This window comes from Pseudomonas sp. S2_H01 (assembly GCF_054668305.1).
This window is the reverse complement of the sequence record NZ_CP162756.1, coordinates 1,840,484-1,858,003: the sequence shown is the minus strand read 5'-3', so window position 1 is coordinate 1,858,003 and position 17,520 is coordinate 1,840,484. Positions and strand designations below refer to the sequence as shown.

The window sequence follows — 17,520 nt, the reverse complement described above, 5'->3', positions numbered from 1 at the left end:
TGCGCTGAGTCAGAACCAGTCGTTCTGCATCGACAGGCACACGTCATCGCGGGCTTGCAGAATGGCCAGTTCGTGATGGCAGGCCGGTACTTCCCACGTCAGGAAGTACCGGGCCGCCTGAAGCTTGCCTTTGTAGAAATCCGCGTCGGCCGTGTTGCCGGTATTCAGCCCTTCCTGCGCGCGGATGGCTTGTTCCAGCCAGCGCCAGCCGATGACCGTGTGACCAAATGCCTTGAGGTACAGCGCGGAGTTGGCCAGCGTGGCCGTGACCTTCCCTTGAGCGAGATCGGTGAGCAACTCCAGGGTGACCGATTGCAGCCGAGCGACGAGTTGCTCCAGCGGCTGGCGCAGTGTGGAGAGCGATTCGTGCGCGTGTGCACGCTCACAGGTATCGGCAATCAACCTGACCAACTGCTTGAGGCCCGCGCCACCGTTCTGCGCCAGCTTGCGGCCCAGCAGATCCAGCGACTGAATGCCGTGGGTGCCTTCATGAATCGGATTGAGGCGGTTGTCGCGGTAGTACTGCTCGACCGGGTATTCACGCGTGTAGCCATGCCCGCCGAGAATCTGGATCGCCAGTTCGTTGGCCTTGAGGCAAAACTCCGAGGGCCAGGATTTGACGATTGGCGTCAGCAGGTCGAGCAGTTCATGGGCGAGCTTGCGCTGATCTTCGGTTTCGCCTGTCTGCGTGTCGTCGAACAGGCGGGCCGCGTAAAGCCCCAAGTCGAACGAGCCTTCCACGTAGGCTTTCTGGGTCAGCAGCATGCGTTTGACATCCGCGTGCTGAATGATCGAGACCGGTGCGCTTTCCGGGTTCTTGCTGTCTGGCAGCCGACCTTGCGGCCGCTCGCGGGCGTACTCCAGCGAGTAAAGATAACCGGCGTAACCCAGCATGACCGCGCCCATGCCCACGCCTATCCGCGCTTCGTTCATCATCTGGAACATATAGCTCAGGCCGTGGTGCGGCTTGCCGACCAGATAGCCGACACACTCGGCGTTGTCGCCAAAATTCAGCGCCGTGGACGTCGTCCCGCGCCAGCCCATTTTGTGAAACAGTCCGGCCAGCAGCACATCGTTGCGCGCGCCAAGACTGCCGTCGTCGTTGACCAGAAACTTCGGCACGATGAACAGCGAAATGCCCTTCACGCCCGGCGGTGCGTCAGGCAGTTTGGCCAGCACCAGATGCACGATGTTTTCCGACAGCGGATGGTCGCCGCCAGAAATAAAGATCTTGTTGCCGCGCAGCCGGTAGGTGCCGTCTTCGGCGGGCTCGGCACGGGTACGAATGTCCGACAGCGACGAGCCCGCATGCGGCTCGGTCAAGGCCATCGTGCCGAAGAAGCGCCCCTCGATCATCGGTTGCAGGAAACGCTGCTTCTGCTCGTCGCTGCCGAAGTTTTCGATGAGGTTCGCCGCGCCCATGGTCAGAAACGGGTACGACGTCGACGCCGCGTTGGCCGACTGAAAATGCGCGAAACAGGCTTGAGACAGCAGCGTCGGTAATTGCATGCCGCCCGCTTCAAAGCTGCGCGCCGCGTTCAGAAAGCCGGCCTCCAGAAACGCGTCCACGGCGGGCTTCACCTCAGGAATCAAAACGGCCTCGCCGTTCTCATAACGGGGCTCGTTCTCATCGTTCTTGCGGTTGTGCGGCGCGAAGTACTTCTCGGCGATGGTCCGGGCGGTGGTGATCGCTGCGTCGAACGTCTCGCGGCTGTGCTCGGCAAAACGCTCACGTTGCGTCAGCGCTTCGGCATCCAGCACTTCATACAGCTCGAAAGCCAGATTGCGTGAACTGAGCAGCGTCTCGGACATGGCGGCGTACCTTTTGTTGGAGTGCCGTGAGTCTAGGTGTGCCAGAAAGGGGTGAACAGCAAGATTGATCTGGGTGATGGAGGGGTAGAACGGGGGTCGAATTCAGTCGCGACGAGCATCGCGAAACGGCAGGAGCGCGCTTGCCCGCGATTGCGATCGATCAGACACCGTTGTGGTGTCTGCGTTGACGCATCGCGGGCAAGCGCGCTCCTACACGAGGATTGCGTGCCGTCTGTTACATGAAGCAGGCACCTGAAGCTACCCGATCGTCATCAAGCTCGCATTACCACCTGCCGCAGCCGTGTTAACGCTCAATGCACGTTCAATCACCAGACGTTCCAGCGCGATACCGGTTTCGCCTTTGGACAGGCCGTGAACGCCGACGATGGCGCCGCTGCGTAGGGCAACCTGCTCGCAGATGGCACGCAACTGGTCGGAGTCGCCGTGGTGCAGGACGGCTTCGATGACGACGTCGTCCTTGTTCCAGTCGCTCACCAGCTTGACGCGCGCTTGCACGTCTTTCGGCAGGCGTTTGTACAGCGGCTTGCTCAGCTCGTTGTCCGGCACGATGGCCGTGCTGCCGACGGCCATCACGGCTGCCAGCTGGGTCAGCAGGTCGGTTTCGTCTTCGGCCAGGCACAGCACATGCTCGCGCGGCAGGATGCTGTAGCTGTTGCGCTCGCCGGTTGGGCCCGCCAACAGGCGGGTGACGCCGCTTTGCGATTGCTCGGCGAACTGCGTGCACAGGGTGTCGAGCTCTGTCAGCTGTTGGCTGGCAGCCCAGGCCTTCAGTGCGGTCAGCGGCTTGAGCAGGGTTTCACGCATGCGTGTGTCCGGCGCAGTTTCGGCATCACGGCTGGCGAACGACTTCTGCACGGCATCGACGGGTCGGGTCGACAGCAAGCGGTACAGGTACAGCGGGCCACCGGCTTTCGGGCCCGTCCCCGACAGGCCTTCGCCACCAAACGGCTGTACACCCACCACGGCACCGACGATGTTGCGGTTCACGTACATGTTGCCGGCGTTGACCGAGTCGATCACCTTGGCGATGGTTTCGTCGATGCGCGTGTGCACGCCCAGCGTCAGGCCGTAACCGGAGGCGTTGATCTGTGCGATCAGTTGGTCCAGTTCTTTGCGCTTGTAGCGCACGACGTGCAGGACCGGGCCGAAGATTTCACGTTGCAGTTCGTCGAAGCTTTCCAGCTCGATCAGGGTCGGCATGACGTAGGTGCCACGCTTGATCTCGTCGCTGTCGGCGATGGCAACCTGATACACGTTGCGGCCTTTGTCACGCATGGCCTGGATGTGTTTCTCGATGCCGGCTTTGGCGTCGGCGTCGATCACCGGACCAATGTCGACCGACAAGCGTTCCGGGTTGCCGAGGCGGTTTTCAGCCATGGCACCTTTGAGCATTTCGATGACGCGGTCGGCGGAATCTTCCTGCAGGCAGAGTACCCGCAGCGCCGAGCAACGCTGACCGGCGCTGTCGAAAGCGGACGACACCACGTCGATGACCACTTGCTCGGTCAGGGCGGAGGAGTCGACGATCATCGCGTTCTGGCCACCGGTTTCGGCGATCAGCGGAATCGGACGACCTTGCGCATCAAGACGACCGGCGATGTTGCGTTGCAGCAGACGCGCGACTTCGGTGGAACCGGTGAACATCACGCCTTTGACGCGCTCATCACCCACCAGTCGCGCGCCGACGGTTTCACCACGGCCCGGCAGCAGTTGCACCACGCCTTCCGGAATGCCGGCTTCGAGCAGGATACGCACGGCCTGTGCGGCCACCAGCGGCGTTTGCTCGGCAGGCTTGGCCAGCACGGGGTTACCGGCGGCCAGAGCAGCGGCGACCTGACCGCTGAAAATTGCCAGCGGGAAGTTCCACGGGCTGATGCACACCACCGGGCCCAGCGGGCGGTGCGCGTCGTTGCTGAAGTCGTTGCGTGCCTGAACGGCGTAATAGCGCAGGAAATCCACGGCCTCGCGGACTTCGGCGATGGCGTTGGCGTAGGTTTTGCCGGCTTCACGGGCCAGCAGGCCCATCAGCGGCTGGATGTCGGCTTCCATCAGGTCGGCGGCGCGCTCAAGGATGGCGGCGCGTTCGGCGGGCGGCGTGGCTTGCCAGATCGGGCCTGCGCTGAGGGCGCTGAGCAGCGCATTGTCGACGTCTTCCAGGCTCGCTTCCTGAACATGGCCGACGACGTCACGCAGGTCAGACGGGTTCAGAACAGGCGCTTCGGCGCCCGCGCTGACCGGGCTGCCCAGCATCGGGCCGGCTTTCCAGTCGTTGTGCGCAGTGGCCAGCAGTGCCGAGGACAGCGAGGCCAGGCGATGTTCGTTGGCCATGTCGATACCGGCCGAGTTGGCGCGTTCGCGACCATACAGGTCACGCGGCAATGGAATGCGTGGGTGCGGCAGACCAAAACCCCCTTCTTGCGTGGCCATGCGTTCGATGCTCGATACCGGGTCGGCGACCAGTTCCTGAATGGAGATCGACTGGTCGGCAATGCGGTTGACGAACGAGGTGTTGGCGCCGTTTTCCAGGAGGCGACGAACCAGATACGCCAACAGGGTTTCGTGAGTCCCTACCGGGGCGTACACACGGCACGGCCGGTTCAGCTTGCCATCGGCGACCTTGCCGACAACCTGCTCGTACAGCGGCTCGCCCATGCCGTGGAGGCACTGGAACTCGTACTGACCGGGGTAATAGTTCTGACCGGCAATGTGGTAGATCGCCGACAGGGTATGGGCGTTGTGAGTCGCGAACTGCGGGTAGATGACTTCCGGTACCGACAGCAGTTTGCGCGCGCACGCAATGTAGGAGACGTCGGTGTACACCTTGCGGGTGTAGACCGGATAGCCTTCCAGGCCTTCGACCTGGGCGCGCTTGATTTCGCTGTCCCAGTAAGCGCCTTTCACCAGACGGATCATCAGGCGATGACGGCTGCGACGGGCCAGATCGATGACGTAGTCAATCACGTACGGGCAGCGTTTCTGGTAAGCCTGAATCACGAAGCCGATGCCGTTCCAGCCGGTCAGCTGCGGTTCGAAACAGAGGCGTTCGAGCAGGTCCAGCGACAGCTCCAGGCGGTCGGCTTCTTCGGCATCGATGTTCAGACCGATGTCGTATTGCTTGGCCAGCAGGGTGAGGGACAGCAGGCGCGGGTACAGCTCTTCCATCACACGCTCGTACTGCGCGCGGCTGTAGCGCGGGTGCAGCGCCGAGAGCTTGATGGAGATGCCCGGGCCTTCGTAAATGCCGCGGCCGTGCGACGCCTTGCCGATGGAATGGATCGCCTGCTCGTACGAGGCGAGGTACTTCTGCGCGTCGTGTTCGGTCAGCGCTGCTTCACCGAGCATGTCGTAGGAATAACGGAAGCCTTTGGCTTCGAACTTGCTGGCGTTGGCCAAGGCTTCGCCGATGGTTTCGCCGGTGACGAACTGCTCGCCCATCAGGCGCATGGCCATGTCGACGCCCTTGCGGATCATCGGTTCGCCGGACTTGCCAATGATGCGGCTCAGCGAGGACGTCAGGCCGGCTTCGTTGTGGGTGCTGACCAGTTTGCCGGTCAGCAGCAGACCCCACGTGGCGGCATTGACGAACAGCGACGGGCTGTTGCCCAGATGCGGATGCCAGTTACCGGTGCTGATCTTGTCGCGGATCAGCGCATCGCGAGTGCCTTTGTCCGGGATGCGCAACAGCGCTTCGGCCAGACACATCAGGGCCACGCCTTCCTGGGACGACAGCGAGAACTCTTGCAACAGGCCCTGCACGATACCGGCGCGACCGCCTGCGCTCTTCTGGTTGCGCAGCTTTTCGGCAATCGAAGCGGCCAGCTTGTGCGTTGCGTCAGCCATCGGAGCAGGCAGCCGTGCCTGTTCCAGCAACATCGGCACGACCTCAGGCTCCGGGCGGCGATAGGCCGAGGTGATGGCTGCGCGCAGTACGGACTGGGGCAGGATGCTTTCGGCGAACTCGAGGAACGCCTGATGGGCGTTATCCACCGGCAGTTCGCCTTGGTCATCGGCGTCCTTGTTGCCTTGGCCGTTGAGTTCGCTAAGGGTTGCACCACCCTCGAGTTTTTCCAGGTAATTGAAAATCGCCTGCTTGATGAGCCAGTGCGGGGTCCGGTCAATGGACTGCGCAGCCGCTTTCAATCGCTCGCGGGTCGGGTCGTCGAGTTTGACACCCAGGGTGGTGGTCGCCATGTTTTGTCCTCATAAGAGCCACCATGTGTGTGGCTATAGCTGCCGCCAAGAGTAGCTGCGTGAAAGTAAGGGTGCAACCGGGTGCAACCGGTTTTTTCCAGATATTTCCGATGAACCGTCCACGGGCGGACGAAGGCGGGAAATCCGGCGCACAGCCTTGGTGCCAGCGGCCTGCAAGAGGCATCGCAGCGCGCAAAAAAAGAGCAGGAATTCCAGTTGGTTACAATTTATGAAGGAAAAGTTGAAACTAATTCTCATCTCTGGGTTGCGCCCGGCTTGCGATGTTGACTAGCATGCGCGCCCTTGGTGCAACCCGTTGCTCCTGCCATAAAAACAACGCACGGACACACAATGAGCGTCAGCAATCCTACTCTGATCACGTTTGTGATCTACATCGCGGCCATGGTTCTGATCGGACTCATGGCTTATCGCTCCACCAACAACCTGTCGGATTACATTCTGGGCGGACGTAGCCTCGGGAGCGTCGTCACTGCGCTTTCAGCGGGTGCTTCCGACATGAGCGGCTGGCTGCTCATGGGCTTGCCGGGTGCCATCTACCTGTCGGGTCTGTCTGAAAGCTGGATCGCCATCGGGCTGATCGTGGGCGCTTATCTGAACTGGCTGTTCGTCGCCGGTCGTTTGCGCGTCCAGACCGAGCACAACGGCGATGCGTTGACCCTGCCGGATTACTTCGCCAGCCGGTTCGAAGACACCAGTGGCTTGCTGCGGGTGATTTCGGCCATCGTGATTCTGGTGTTCTTCACCATCTACTGCGCCTCGGGCATCGTTGCAGGTGCGCGCCTGTTCGAAAGTACCTTTGGCATGTCGTACGAAACGGCACTCTGGGCTGGCGCTGCAGCCACCATCGCCTACACCTTCATCGGTGGCTTCCTGGCCGTGAGCTGGACCGATACGGTGCAAGCCACGCTGATGATTTTCGCCCTGATCCTCACGCCAATCATCGTTCTGCTGGCCACCGGTGGCGTCGACACCACGTTCCTGGCCATCGAGGCGAAAGATCCGACCAGCTTCGACATGCTCAAGAACACCACCTTCATCGGTGTGATTTCCTTGATGGGTTGGGGGCTGGGTTACTTCGGCCAGCCGCATATCCTGGCCCGCTTCATGGCGGCGGATTCGGTCAAGTCGATCGCCAAGGCTCGCCGTATCTCCATGACCTGGATGATCCTGTGCCTGGGTGGCACGGTCGCGGTGGGCTTCTTCGGCATCGCCTACTTCTCGGCGCATCCGGAGGTTGCAGGCCCTGTCACAGAAAACCACGAGCGTGTGTTCATCGAACTGGCCAAGATCCTGTTCAATCCATGGATCGCGGGCGTGTTGCTGTCGGCGATTCTGGCGGCGGTCATGAGCACCTTGAGCTGTCAGTTGCTGGTGTGTTCTAGCGCGCTGACCGAAGACTTCTACAAAGCGTTCCTGCGCAAGCAGGCTTCGCAGCGTGAACTGGTGTGGGTCGGTCGTGTGATGGTGCTGCTGGTGGCGTTGATCGCCATTGCCCTGGCCGCCAACCCTGAGAACCGGGTGCTGGGATTGGTCAGCTACGCATGGGCAGGCTTCGGTGCTGCGTTCGGTCCTGTCGTGCTCATCTCCGTGATGTGGAAAGGCATGACCCGCAATGGCGCGCTGGCCGGCATTCTGGTGGGCGCTGTGACGGTCGTGGTCTGGAAGCATTTCGAGCTGCTGGGCCTGTACGAAATCATTCCGGGCTTCATCTTCGCCAGCCTCGCCATTGTGGTATTCAGCCTGCTGGGCAAAGGCCCTTCAGCCGGCATGCAGGCGCGATTCGACGCGGCTGAAAAAGAGTACCGCGCAGCGTAAATCGTCTGGCCTTACTAAAAGCCCGCACTTCCTGGAAGCGCGGGCTTTTTCATTTGGGGCAGACGCTCGGTCAGGACTTGTTGTGATCGACATCCAGATTGAAGAACATCGCCTTGCCGCCTTCGCTGGTATACCCGGTGTTGTCCTGGGTATAGACCCCGGCCTTGAAGTACAGCTGCTGCTTGCTCCAGGTCGCGCTGATGCGGTCGTTCCACACCATATTGTGCGCCTTCACACTGAGCAGCCCGGCCTTGTTGAGGTGGATGACGTAATTGAAGGTTTCGTTGAGATGGATGCCTTCAGCAATGGTGAAGATGCGCGGCTTCTTGTCGTTGGGATGGAATCGCACTTTGGCGACGATGATCCCGTCCTTGGTGGCATCCTGGTATTGATATTCGAGCTTCAACAGTGGTTGAGTGCTCTCGTACACGTGGATCTGACCGATCACCACGCGCCCGGAAGACGGGACCTGAATGACCTTGAGCTTGGCGTTCAGAAAGTTGTCGGCTTCGGTGTAGGTCCAGTTATGCAGCGTGCCGTTGGACCAGGTTTCGCGCAACTCGGTGCGTGGGTAGATCGCGTTGGCGGTCCTTGCGCCGGTCACTGGCGCCCAGAAGCTGATATTCGATGACCCTGAGGTGAAGTACTTGTCGTCGTAACCCTGGAGTAGCTGCTTTGTTTCAATGGTGGTGGGGGGCGAGCCCACTGGAATGCTCAGATTCCAGGTTCCCAAATCAATCATGTTGTCTTTCGTCCGATATGTCTCATTGCCAGCAAACGTGTCTGGCGCAAGGGTTTGAGGGGGTCCCCTTATACGTTTCGCCTCGCCGTTTGTTAACGTGAATCCGTCGAGTGGCTGAGGTCAATGTGCCGCTATATTTGATGCGCGGCAGGGTGGGGCGACCGCTCAGGGCGATGACCGTTAGTCGGGTTGGATCCCGATTTTGGATGGCAAAACGGTGGCTCTGCTTCTTTTTTTTCCATTCGGGTCTAGAGTAAGCGCCAATCGGATCATGGGCGGAGCCCCTTCACAAGGCAGTAGAAGTGAATGAGTAGCAGCATGGAATGCGCGCAATCCCAACCTCCCAACGGCAAGTCAGTCTTGTTGGTCGTCGACGACTATCCAGAAAACCTGGTCACGATGCGTGCTGTCCTGCAGCGTCAGGACTGGGAAATCGTCACCGCCAGTTCTGGCATGGAGGCGCTGGGGCTGCTGCTTGATGTAGACGTCGACCTCGTCCTGCTCGATGTGCAGATGCCCGAAATGGACGGTTTTGAAGTTGCCCGCCTGATGCGCGGCAGTCAGCGAACGCGCCTGACGCCGATCATTTTCCTGACCGCCAACGAACAATCCCGCGACGCCGTGCATAAAGGCTATGCCAGCGGTGCGGTGGACTACCTGTTCAAACCGTTCGACCCCAACATCCTCAAGCCCAAGGTTCAGGCCCTGCTGGAGCATCAGCACAATCGGCGCGCCTTGCAGAAACTCAGCCGCGAGCTGGAGTCGGCACGAGCGTTCAACGCCTCGGTATTGGCCAACGTTGCTGAAGGGATTCTGGTGGTCAACGAGGACGGCATCATCAGCTTTGCCAATCCGGCGATCTGTCGATTGCTGGGCATGACCGACGGCGAGCTGCGTGGCACCGGGTTGTGCTGTTATCTGGAGGAGCCGGCGGTCACTGAGTGGACCGACTCGGGGTTCTATCATCACTACCGACGCGCCGACACCTATCGGGTTCACGATGCCGTCATGCGCACGCCTGAGGGGCGCCAGTTGCCGGTGGCGTTGTCTTGCGCGCCCTTGCCGGAAGAACAGAAAGCGATGGTGTTGAGCGTGCTCGACATGTCGGTAGTGCGAGATCTCTACAGTCAGCTTGAGCAACAGGCCGTGACCGACTCACTGACTGGCCTGCTCAACCGTCGTGGTTTCTACCAGACCGTCGAAGGCATGTTGTTGCGTAACGAGCACGCCGGTAAGTACCTGGTGGTCCTGTACCTCGATCTGGACGGCTTCAAGCACGTGAACGACTCGCTGGGTCATGATGCCGGGGATCAGGTGCTGGTCTGGGTTGCCGAGCAGTTGAAGGAGTGCCTGCGCCCGTATGACGTGCTGGCGCGCATGGGCGGCGACGAGTTCGTGGTCGTGATCGACGGGCTGGACTTTCCCGAGCATGCCGCCAAAGTCGCGGAAAAACTGATTGATCGCGTGTCTGCCCGGCGTCATGTCGACGGGATCGAAGCAACGTTGGGCGCCAGCATCGGGATCGCGGTGTACCCGGACTGCGGCACCCACCTGGACGGCTTGTTGCGCGCGGCGGACATTGCCATGTACGAGGCCAAGCGCGCAGGCCGTCAGCAGTATCGCTTCTACGATCAGTACATGAACGGTCGCGCCCGTTCTCGGTTAATGCTCGAAGAAAGCGTGCGCACGGCAATCGAAGGCAAGGACTTCTCTATCGTCTACCAGCCGCAGATCAACGTGATCACGGGGCGAACCCGTGGCTTCGAGGCGCTCTTGCGCTGGAATCACCCGGACGCTGGCGATGTGCCTTCGAGCTTGTTCATCCCGTTGCTGGAAGAAACCCGGCTGATCAACAAACTGGGTGGGTGGATCTTCGAGCAGGGCGCAGCACAGCTGCAGCGGTGGGACGGGGTCTTTCCGGCTGATCTGGTGATGAGCGTCAGCGTCAGCCCGGCGCAATTCAGCATGCCCAATCTGGCGGCCGAGTTGCAGCGCGCCATGCACAATCACGGCCTGCAACCACGCCAGCTGGAAGTTGAAATCACCGAGCCCTCGCTGGTTCACAACCTGGTGCACAGTCGCAAGCAACTGCAAAGCCTGCACGACATCGGCGTGCGAGTTTCACTGGATGACTTTGGCGCAGGTGACAGCTCGCTGGCCCACCTGCGAAACCTCGACCTGGATACGCTGAAGATCGACCGGCACTTCATCAGCGGCATGATGAGTTCGCCGCGTGATCTTGCCGTGGCGCGCACCATTATGGATTTGTGCCGGATGCTGAACATTGAGGTCATCGCCGAGGGCGTGGAAACGCTGGAGCAGTATCAATGGCTGGTGGCCAACGGCTGCGAGATCATTCAGGGCTTCCTGCTGGCGCACCCGATGACGCCGGACGAGGCCGTGCGTTTTGTCGAGCCGATTGTTCTGCCCACGACGCATCCGCTGCTTGTACAGCACTGACGCGGTAGACTGCCGCCCTTTCACTCCTTCGATCTGAACATGACCCTCACTGCGACAACGCCGCTCAAATACCTGCAGGCCTATCCGGCTTCATTGCAGGATCAGGTCCGGCAACTGATTGCTCAGGACAAACTGGGCGCCTACCTGGAGCAACGCTATCCGGGACGTCATGACGTGCAGAGCGATAAGGCGCTGTACGCGTATGCGCTCTCGCTCAAGCAGGAATACCTGCGCAACGCGCCCGGCATCGACAAAGTGCTCTTCGACAACCGTCTGGACCTGACGCACCGTGCGCTGGGTTTGCACACCACGGTGTCCCGTGTGCAGGGCGGCAAGCTCAAGGCGAAGAAGGAAATCCGCGTGGCGTCGTTGTTCAAGGACGCCGCCCCCGAGTTCCTCAAGATGATCGTGGTTCACGAACTCGCGCACTTCAAAGAGACCGAGCACAACAAGGCGTTCTACCAGTTGTGCGAACACATGCAGCCGGGTTACCACCAGTTGGAATTCGATCTGCGCATCTACCTGACGTGGCGGGACACGCAGCAGGGTTAGCGATCACCTTTATCTTCGACAAGGACCTGACGATGGACGTCAGCAAGACCAAAAGCAGCTTCTATCGCCGTCTGTACGTGGCGTACCTGATCGACAGCGGGATCGCCAGCAGCGTCCCGGCCTTGACCGACGTCACGGGCATGCCGCGCCGCACCGCGCAGGACACCATCGCGGCGCTGGCCGATCTGGACATCGTCTGTGAGTTCGAGCAACTGGACGGCGGGCGTAACCACGCAGGCGGTTACCGGATTCGCGATTGGGGCGCGATCGACAGGCAGTGGATTGTGCAGAACCTGCAGCAGGTCAAAGCGGTGTTGGGGTATCCCTGAGGGGATGGCCAGAGATAGAGACTGTGGGAGCGAATTCATTCGCGAGAAGTGGTTACATCCGATACACCTGTATCGACTCTACTCCCGTATCGCGAATGAATTCGCTCCCACAGGTCCTGCGCACAACGCCGGTTGAGGAGACTTACAATCTCAATCCAGATCCCGGCGCATGCCGAGGTGCGGGATGCCATCTTCGACATACACCTCGCCCACCGGATTAAAACCATAACGGCTGTAGTAACCCTGCAGATGCGCCTGCGCGGACAGATAGATCGGCTGGTCCGGCCAGTTGCGCTCCGCGTGTTCCAGCGCCTGCACCATCAGTTCGTGGCCCATGCCCTTGTTGCGCATTGATGGAGCAGTCACCACACGGCCGATGGTCACGTCACCGTTCTGCTGGATCGGGTCCAGCAGGCGCAGGTACGCCACCAGTTCGTTGTCTTGCCACGCCATCAAATGCCGGGTGTCGCCCAGTAAATCCTGACCGTCGACGTCCTGATACCAGCATTTCTGCTCCACCACGAACACCTGCGCGCGCAGTTGCAGGATGGCGTACAGCTGCTCTTTGCTCAGGGCGGTATGGTGTTTGCAAATCCAGTTGATCGACATGTCGCCAGCTCACGAAAAGAAGTCCATGACGGATACTAAACGCATATTGCTGTCAGCCCAAAGTCACCGTGTGGTGACCCTTCACAGGTGGGCGGCGCATGCCATTGTTTTCTTGTGCGACTTTTTTGAACGACCGCACAAACATCGTCCTCTTAACAGTTGTGGAAAACGTGGAACAGGTCTTCAATGAAGGCCACTTGCTATCGCTATACATCGCCATATCGGGGCCATGCAAATTGCCCGTTGCTCGTACCAGGGACGTCACAGTGTCGCTTTATTGCCGCTGAAACCATTGCAGACTGGCCGTCTGCCTAAGGATTTTGAGCATGTCGCGTTTGCTTCGAGCCGTGGGTCTGTTGGGGTTGCTGCTGATCGCTCAGGACGCCCTGGCGCAGAAGCTGCGGCTGGCAGGAGACGCTTGGGCGCCTTATGCGGATGTTTCGCTGCTTAACGGCGGGCTTTCCACCGACTTGATTCGCACCGCGCTGGGCCGTGCCGGTTACACCACCGAATACGAGCAAGTGCCTTGGGCGCGAGCCATTCATGGTGCCAGCGAGGGGCGCTACGACATCCTGATCAATGCCTGGTACAGCGAAGACCGTACGCGCATCGGCCAGTTTTCCGGCGAGTACCTGATCAACCGCTTACGCTTTCTCAAGCGCAAGACTTCAACCATCGACTACCAGAACCTCACCCAACTGCACCCGTACTCAATCGCCGTGGTGCGCAGTTACGCGTACTCGCCCGCGTTCGACAGCGATGCCGATTTGAAAAAGGTGCTGGTCGCGAGCTTCTCGACCGCCGTGCGGATGTTGGCGGCGGGGCGAGTGGAATTAACCGTTGAAGATGAGTACGCCGCTCGTTTTGCGCTCAGTCGCGAGCCTGATGAGGTGCGCGACAGCGTTGAATTCCTGCCCAAATCACTGAGTGAAAACAGCCTGCATATTCTGGTCAGCCTGAAGAATCCCGATCACGAAAAAATCGTCGCGGACTTCGACAAGGCCATCGCGGCCATGAAAGCCGACGGCACTTACGACAAGCTGTTCAAGCTGCACGGTCTGTAATGTCCGACACTTTCTCCGGCGCCTTGATCAAGTGCGCGGCGAGTGTGCGCAACGGCCCGAGCTGGCGGCAGATCAATGCCAATTGGGTCTGCACCAGCCGCTGAGCCTCGTCGAGCTCTTCCGGCATCTGCTCCAGATCCGCGGCCAGCGCCTCCTCGGCATCGCTGTGCACCGCGACAGGTTGACGTGTTGCCAGGCTCTGGGCGATCTCATCGATGCTCGCGGCCAGGCTGGCGCCGGCGCCCTCGATCAATTGCTCCCGCGCATCACCCGGCAGCTGGGTGTCCCGGTGCGCGCCCAGGCCCGACAAATAACTGAGCAGCGTGTGCGACAGCACCAGGAAGCGGAAGCCCACGTCGGCTTCCTTGCGGAAATGCCCAGGCTCCATAAGCATGTTCGCCAGCGTGGTCGAGAGGGCAGCATCGGCGTTGTGGGCGTTACGGCGGGCAAGCCGATAGGCCAGGTCGTCACTTTTGCCTTGCGCGTATTGCTGCATGATCTGACGCAGATAAATGCTGTTGCAGGACAAGGTGTTGGCCAGCACTTTGTTCAGGCGACGACCTTGCCAGTCAGGCAGGAACAACAGCACGGCCAGGCCTGCGATGAGGCTGCCCAGCAAGGTGTCCATCAGGCGTGGCAGGAACAACCCGTAACCGTTTCCGACCTGATTGAAGCAGAACAGGATCATGACGGTGATTGCAGCCGTCGAAAGCGTGTAGCGCGTGGTGCGGTTGACGAAGAACACCACGCCGGCCAGCACCGCGCACATCGATTGCAGAACCGGTGTGGTGATCAGGTCGAACAGAATCCAGCCGGCGGTCAGGCCGATGGCGGTGCCGATGATTCTCTGGCCGAGTTTGCGTCGTGTGGCGCCGTAGCTTGGCTGACAGACAAAGACCGTGGTCAGGATGATCCAGTAGCCCTGCGACGGGTGAATCAGGTGAAGCATGATGTAGCCGATCACCAACGCCAGCGGCAGGCGCAGGGCGTGCCGGAATAAAAGTGACGTGGGCGTCAGCTGCAGACGGATGCGGGTGACGACGTCTTTGAGGGTGCGGGGAGAGCGGTCCAGCAGGCTGCTGTCGGTGGCATCGGCGAGCGCGTCTGGGTTGCTTGCATCGCTGAGCAGGCGATCCAGCGTCCCCAGATTGTTCGCCAGTGCGCGCAGAGAGCGCAGCAATCCACGCCACGCGGGATTGCTCTGAATCCTCAAGTGTTCGAGGGAGGCGCGCAGGTCGTCCAGGGCATGGGCGAAGCTGTCGTCGTAGATAAACGGTTGGCGCAACTGGATCGACACCGACAAGTCGCGGCAGGCGTTGCCTTGTTGGCGCAGCAGGCGCTGACAGCGGAACAGCACGTCGCTGTGGAAGAACGCCTCGGCCAGCGAGTTGTAAGGATAATGCGAGGAACTGGCACGCTCGTGGATGTCCTGGGCGAGGAAATACAGCTTCAGGTAGCGGCTGACTTTGGAGCCAGGACGCCCGCTGCCGACCCGGTTGAGGATGATTTCCTTGGTCACGTTGAGCGCGGCCACGACCTTGCCGTTCTGTTTGGCCAGCTCCAGGCGCCGGGCTTCGACGTCCAGGGTACGAATCGGCTCGAAGAGCTCCGATTTCAGCTTCAGGTACAGGCCCAGTTCGCGAAACAACCGCGCCAGTGCTTGCTGCACGGGCTGATTAGAGAACAGCATCTGCCACAGCACCGATAGCAGGCCATACCACGCCGCTCCTGCCACCAGCAGCATCGGCTCGTGCCAGAAGTCGGTGACTTCGCCGCCGCGCTGATCCACGCCGATCATGGTGTAGACCGACAGAATCAGCGTCGCGTAGGCGATGGCGCCATAACGCTCGCCCAGGGCGCCGAGCATCGTCAAGCAGAACGCCGCCAGGGCGAACGCGCAAATGAACAGGACGGGGTAGGGGAAAAGTAACTCGACGGACAGCGCCGCGATGCTGAAGCACACCAGCGTCACCGCCAGGGCATTGAGGCGGCCTTGCCAGCTGTCATCGGTTTCGGACAGGGCGCTGGCGATAATCCCGAGGAACAGGGGGATGACCAGCGACATTTCATTTTGGTACCAGCACAGCGCCATGCTGCCGGTCAGCGCGATGAAAACCCGCACGCTGTAGGAAAACTTGTCCAGCGCCCAGAGGCGGCGGAAGGTGTTGCGCAACGATTTCGATGCCATGAACGCTGACGGCCTTGTTCGCGATTAATTCTGCTGTGGGATATGTACAGCGCCCGGTGCGCGCTGTACATCCGCTTGGCAAAATTTATTCCAAATTCGCCATAGACGCCCAGCCCTTTGGGCGCTGCCCGGCACAAACCCCGTGGGAGCATCCGACACCAACCTGCGGGGGTATCCGGCAATACCCTTGCAGGAGCTGCCGGAGGTTACGACGGTGGCGAATGCGGTCTTTCAGCTGCCAGAGGTGTGTCGACTGCCCCGGCCTCTTCGCGACCCTCGTAACCTCGGATTGCTCCCACAGGGACCGCGTGATGCGACGGATACTGCCCGGCACAAACCCTGTGGGTGTTGCCCGACAAAAATCCTGTGGGGGCTTGCCCGGTATACGTTGTGGGAGCTGCCGGAGGTTACGACGGTGGCGAATGCGGTCTTTCAGCCGCCAGAGATGTGTTGACTGTACTGGCCTCTTCGCGACCCTCGTAACCTCGGATTGCCCCTACAGAGACCGCGTGGTGCCATCTGCCCGGCTCAGACGTACTGCGCCGCCGCATACGCGGAAGCCCAAGCCCACTGAAAGTTGAAGCCGCCCAGATGCCCGCTGACGTCCAGCACTTCTCCGATGAAGTACAGCTTCGGCGATTTAAGCGACTCCATGGTTTTGGACGACACCTCCCGCGTGTCGATCCCGCCCAGCGTCACTTCGGCCGTGCGATAGCCTTCGGTCCCGGCCGGAACCACCTGCCAGCTCGACAGTTTATGGGCGATGTCGGCCAGTTCGGCGTGGGTGTATTGCTTCATCGGTCTGGACACGAACCACTGGTCTGCAATCAGGTTGGCCATCTTCTTGGTGAAGATCTCGCCGAGCAGGGTTTTCAGCTCGCTGTTGGGGCGTTCGGCTTGTTGCTCGGTCAACCAGCTGTGGACGTCGTGATCGGGCATCAGGTTGATTTCCACGGCATCGCCCGGATGCCAGAACGAAGAAATCTGCAAGATTGCCGGACCGCTGAGGCCGCGATGGGTGAACAGGATGTTCTCGCGGAAGGTGACGTCGTTGCAGCTCACGAGGCAGTCCACCGAAGTGCCGGTCAGCTCGGTGCACAGCGCTTTAAGCTGATCGGTGATGGTGAACGGCACCAGGCCTGCGCGCGTCGGCAGCAGGGTGTGACCGAACTGCTTGCCGACCTGATAGCCGAAGCCTGTGGCGCCCAGTGTCGGAATCGACAGGCCACCCGTGGCGATCACCAGCGACTCGCAGCTGATGTCGCCCAGAGTCGTGCTCAGCAGGTAGCCAGTCTCGGTGTTCTCGATGGTCTGCACCGATGTGTCCATGTGCAAGCTGACGCCTGCGGCCTCGCACTCGCTGAGCAACAGGCCAAGAATGTCGCTGGACTTGTTGTCGCAGAACAGCTGGCCGAGTTTCTTCTCGTGGTACGGCACGCCGTGTTTACCGACCAGCTCAATGAAATCCCACTGGGTGTAGCGGGCCAGCGCGGATTTGCAGAAGTGCGGATTTTGCGAGAGGAAGTTGGCGGGCTCGGTGTACATATTGGTGAAGTTGCAGCGGCCACCGCCCGACATGAGGATTTTCTTGCCCGGCTTGTTCGCGTGATCGATCAGCATGACCTTGCGGCCACGATTGGCCGCGGTAAACGCACACATCAAACCTGCGGCGCCAGCGCCGATGATCACAACGTCAGTAACGGGCAAAGCGGTGTC

General features: G+C 60.6%; 11 protein-coding genes. 5 read left to right on the top strand and 6 right to left on the bottom strand.

The genetic code is table 11. The annotated features are described in order from the left end of the window. Window positions 1-9: 9 nt before the first annotated feature. Window positions 10-1,812, bottom strand: a complete 1,803-nt coding sequence (locus AB4N84_RS08130) for an acyl-CoA dehydrogenase (RefSeq protein ID WP_460045910.1) — start codon at window positions 1,810-1,812, stop codon at window positions 10-12. 258 nt (window positions 1,813-2,070) lie between these two features. Continuing rightward, complete coding sequence (putA, locus tag AB4N84_RS08125; protein WP_460045909.1) at window positions 2,071-6,024, bottom strand: trifunctional transcriptional regulator/proline dehydrogenase/L-glutamate gamma-semialdehyde dehydrogenase; 3,954 nt, start codon at window positions 6,022-6,024, stop codon at window positions 2,071-2,073. Between the two features lie 351 nt (window positions 6,025-6,375). Between putA and putP the strand changes: the two genes are divergently transcribed. Continuing rightward, window positions 6,376-7,860: a sodium/proline symporter PutP gene (gene putP / locus AB4N84_RS08120; protein ID WP_460045907.1), complete on the top strand. Its 1,485-nt coding sequence runs from the start codon at window positions 6,376-6,378 to the stop codon at window positions 7,858-7,860. Between the two features lie 70 nt (window positions 7,861-7,930). Here putP and AB4N84_RS08115 read toward each other — a convergent pair whose 3' ends face one another. Then, the gene (locus AB4N84_RS08115; RefSeq protein WP_074751676.1) at window positions 7,931-8,602 is read right to left on the bottom strand and encodes a polysaccharide lyase family 7 protein; all 672 of its coding nucleotides are present in this window, start codon (window positions 8,600-8,602) and stop codon (window positions 7,931-7,933) included. Between the two features lie 306 nt (window positions 8,603-8,908). Here AB4N84_RS08115 and AB4N84_RS08110 point away from each other — a divergent pair, with 306 nt between their 5' ends. The 3 genes from AB4N84_RS08110 to AB4N84_RS08100 are packed head-to-tail and all read left to right on the top strand — an operon-like array spanning window position 8,909 to window position 11,943. After that, window positions 8,909-11,062: a two-component system response regulator gene (locus tag AB4N84_RS08110; protein ID WP_460045905.1), complete on the top strand. Its 2,154-nt coding sequence runs from the start codon at window positions 8,909-8,911 to the stop codon at window positions 11,060-11,062. 39 nt (window positions 11,063-11,101) lie between these two features. Then, window positions 11,102-11,614 (top strand): YgjP-like metallopeptidase domain-containing protein, encoded by a 513-nt coding sequence (locus AB4N84_RS08105; protein WP_460045903.1) that lies wholly within the window; start codon window positions 11,102-11,104, stop codon window positions 11,612-11,614. A 32-nt stretch (window positions 11,615-11,646) separates the two neighbouring features. After that, window positions 11,647-11,943: a winged helix-turn-helix domain-containing protein gene (locus AB4N84_RS08100; RefSeq protein ID WP_460045902.1), complete on the top strand. Its 297-nt coding sequence runs from the start codon at window positions 11,647-11,649 to the stop codon at window positions 11,941-11,943. A 150-nt stretch (window positions 11,944-12,093) separates the two neighbouring features. On the opposite strand, the gene AB4N84_RS08095 is transcribed toward AB4N84_RS08100, so the two are convergent. After that, a complete protein-coding gene (locus tag AB4N84_RS08095; protein ID WP_074751684.1) occupies window positions 12,094-12,552 on the bottom strand; it encodes a GNAT family N-acetyltransferase in 459 nt (152 codons plus the stop codon). A gap of 326 nt (window positions 12,553-12,878) precedes the next feature. Here AB4N84_RS08095 and AB4N84_RS08090 point away from each other — a divergent pair, with 326 nt between their 5' ends. Next, window positions 12,879-13,616, top strand: a complete 738-nt coding sequence (locus tag AB4N84_RS08090; protein WP_460045900.1) for a substrate-binding periplasmic protein — start codon at window positions 12,879-12,881, stop codon at window positions 13,614-13,616. On the opposite strand, the gene yccS is transcribed toward AB4N84_RS08090, so the two are convergent. After that, complete coding sequence (gene yccS / locus AB4N84_RS08085) at window positions 13,597-15,804, bottom strand: YccS family putative transporter (protein ID WP_074751688.1); 2,208 nt, start codon at window positions 15,802-15,804, stop codon at window positions 13,597-13,599. The two genes, AB4N84_RS08090 and yccS, sit on opposite strands and share 20 nt — an antisense overlap. A gap of 528 nt (window positions 15,805-16,332) precedes the next feature. After that, window positions 16,333-17,511 (bottom strand): BaiN/RdsA family NAD(P)/FAD-dependent oxidoreductase, encoded by a 1,179-nt coding sequence (locus AB4N84_RS08080; RefSeq protein ID WP_460045899.1) that lies wholly within the window; start codon window positions 17,509-17,511, stop codon window positions 16,333-16,335. Window positions 17,512-17,520 lie beyond the last annotated feature (9 nt).

Coding starts and splice junctions, on each gene's coding strand:
- yccS (WP_074751688.1), bottom strand. CDS start 15,804: ATGGCATCGAAATCGTTGCGCAACACCTTCCGCCGCCTCTGGGCGCTG.
- AB4N84_RS08110 (WP_460045905.1), top strand. CDS start 8,909: ATGAGTAGCAGCATGGAATGCGCGCAATCCCAACCTCCCAACGGCAAG.
- putP (WP_460045907.1), top strand. CDS start 6,376: ATGAGCGTCAGCAATCCTACTCTGATCACGTTTGTGATCTACATCGCG.
- putA (WP_460045909.1), bottom strand. CDS start 6,024: ATGGCGACCACCACCCTGGGTGTCAAACTCGACGACCCGACCCGCGAG.
- AB4N84_RS08100 (WP_460045902.1), top strand. CDS start 11,647: ATGGACGTCAGCAAGACCAAAAGCAGCTTCTATCGCCGTCTGTACGTG.
- AB4N84_RS08115 (WP_074751676.1), bottom strand. CDS start 8,602: ATGATTGATTTGGGAACCTGGAATCTGAGCATTCCAGTGGGCTCGCCC.
- AB4N84_RS08105 (WP_460045903.1), top strand. CDS start 11,102: ATGACCCTCACTGCGACAACGCCGCTCAAATACCTGCAGGCCTATCCG.
- AB4N84_RS08090 (WP_460045900.1), top strand. CDS start 12,879: ATGTCGCGTTTGCTTCGAGCCGTGGGTCTGTTGGGGTTGCTGCTGATC.
- AB4N84_RS08095 (WP_074751684.1), bottom strand. CDS start 12,552: ATGTCGATCAACTGGATTTGCAAACACCATACCGCCCTGAGCAAAGAG.
- AB4N84_RS08130 (WP_460045910.1), bottom strand. CDS start 1,812: ATGTCCGAGACGCTGCTCAGTTCACGCAATCTGGCTTTCGAGCTGTAT.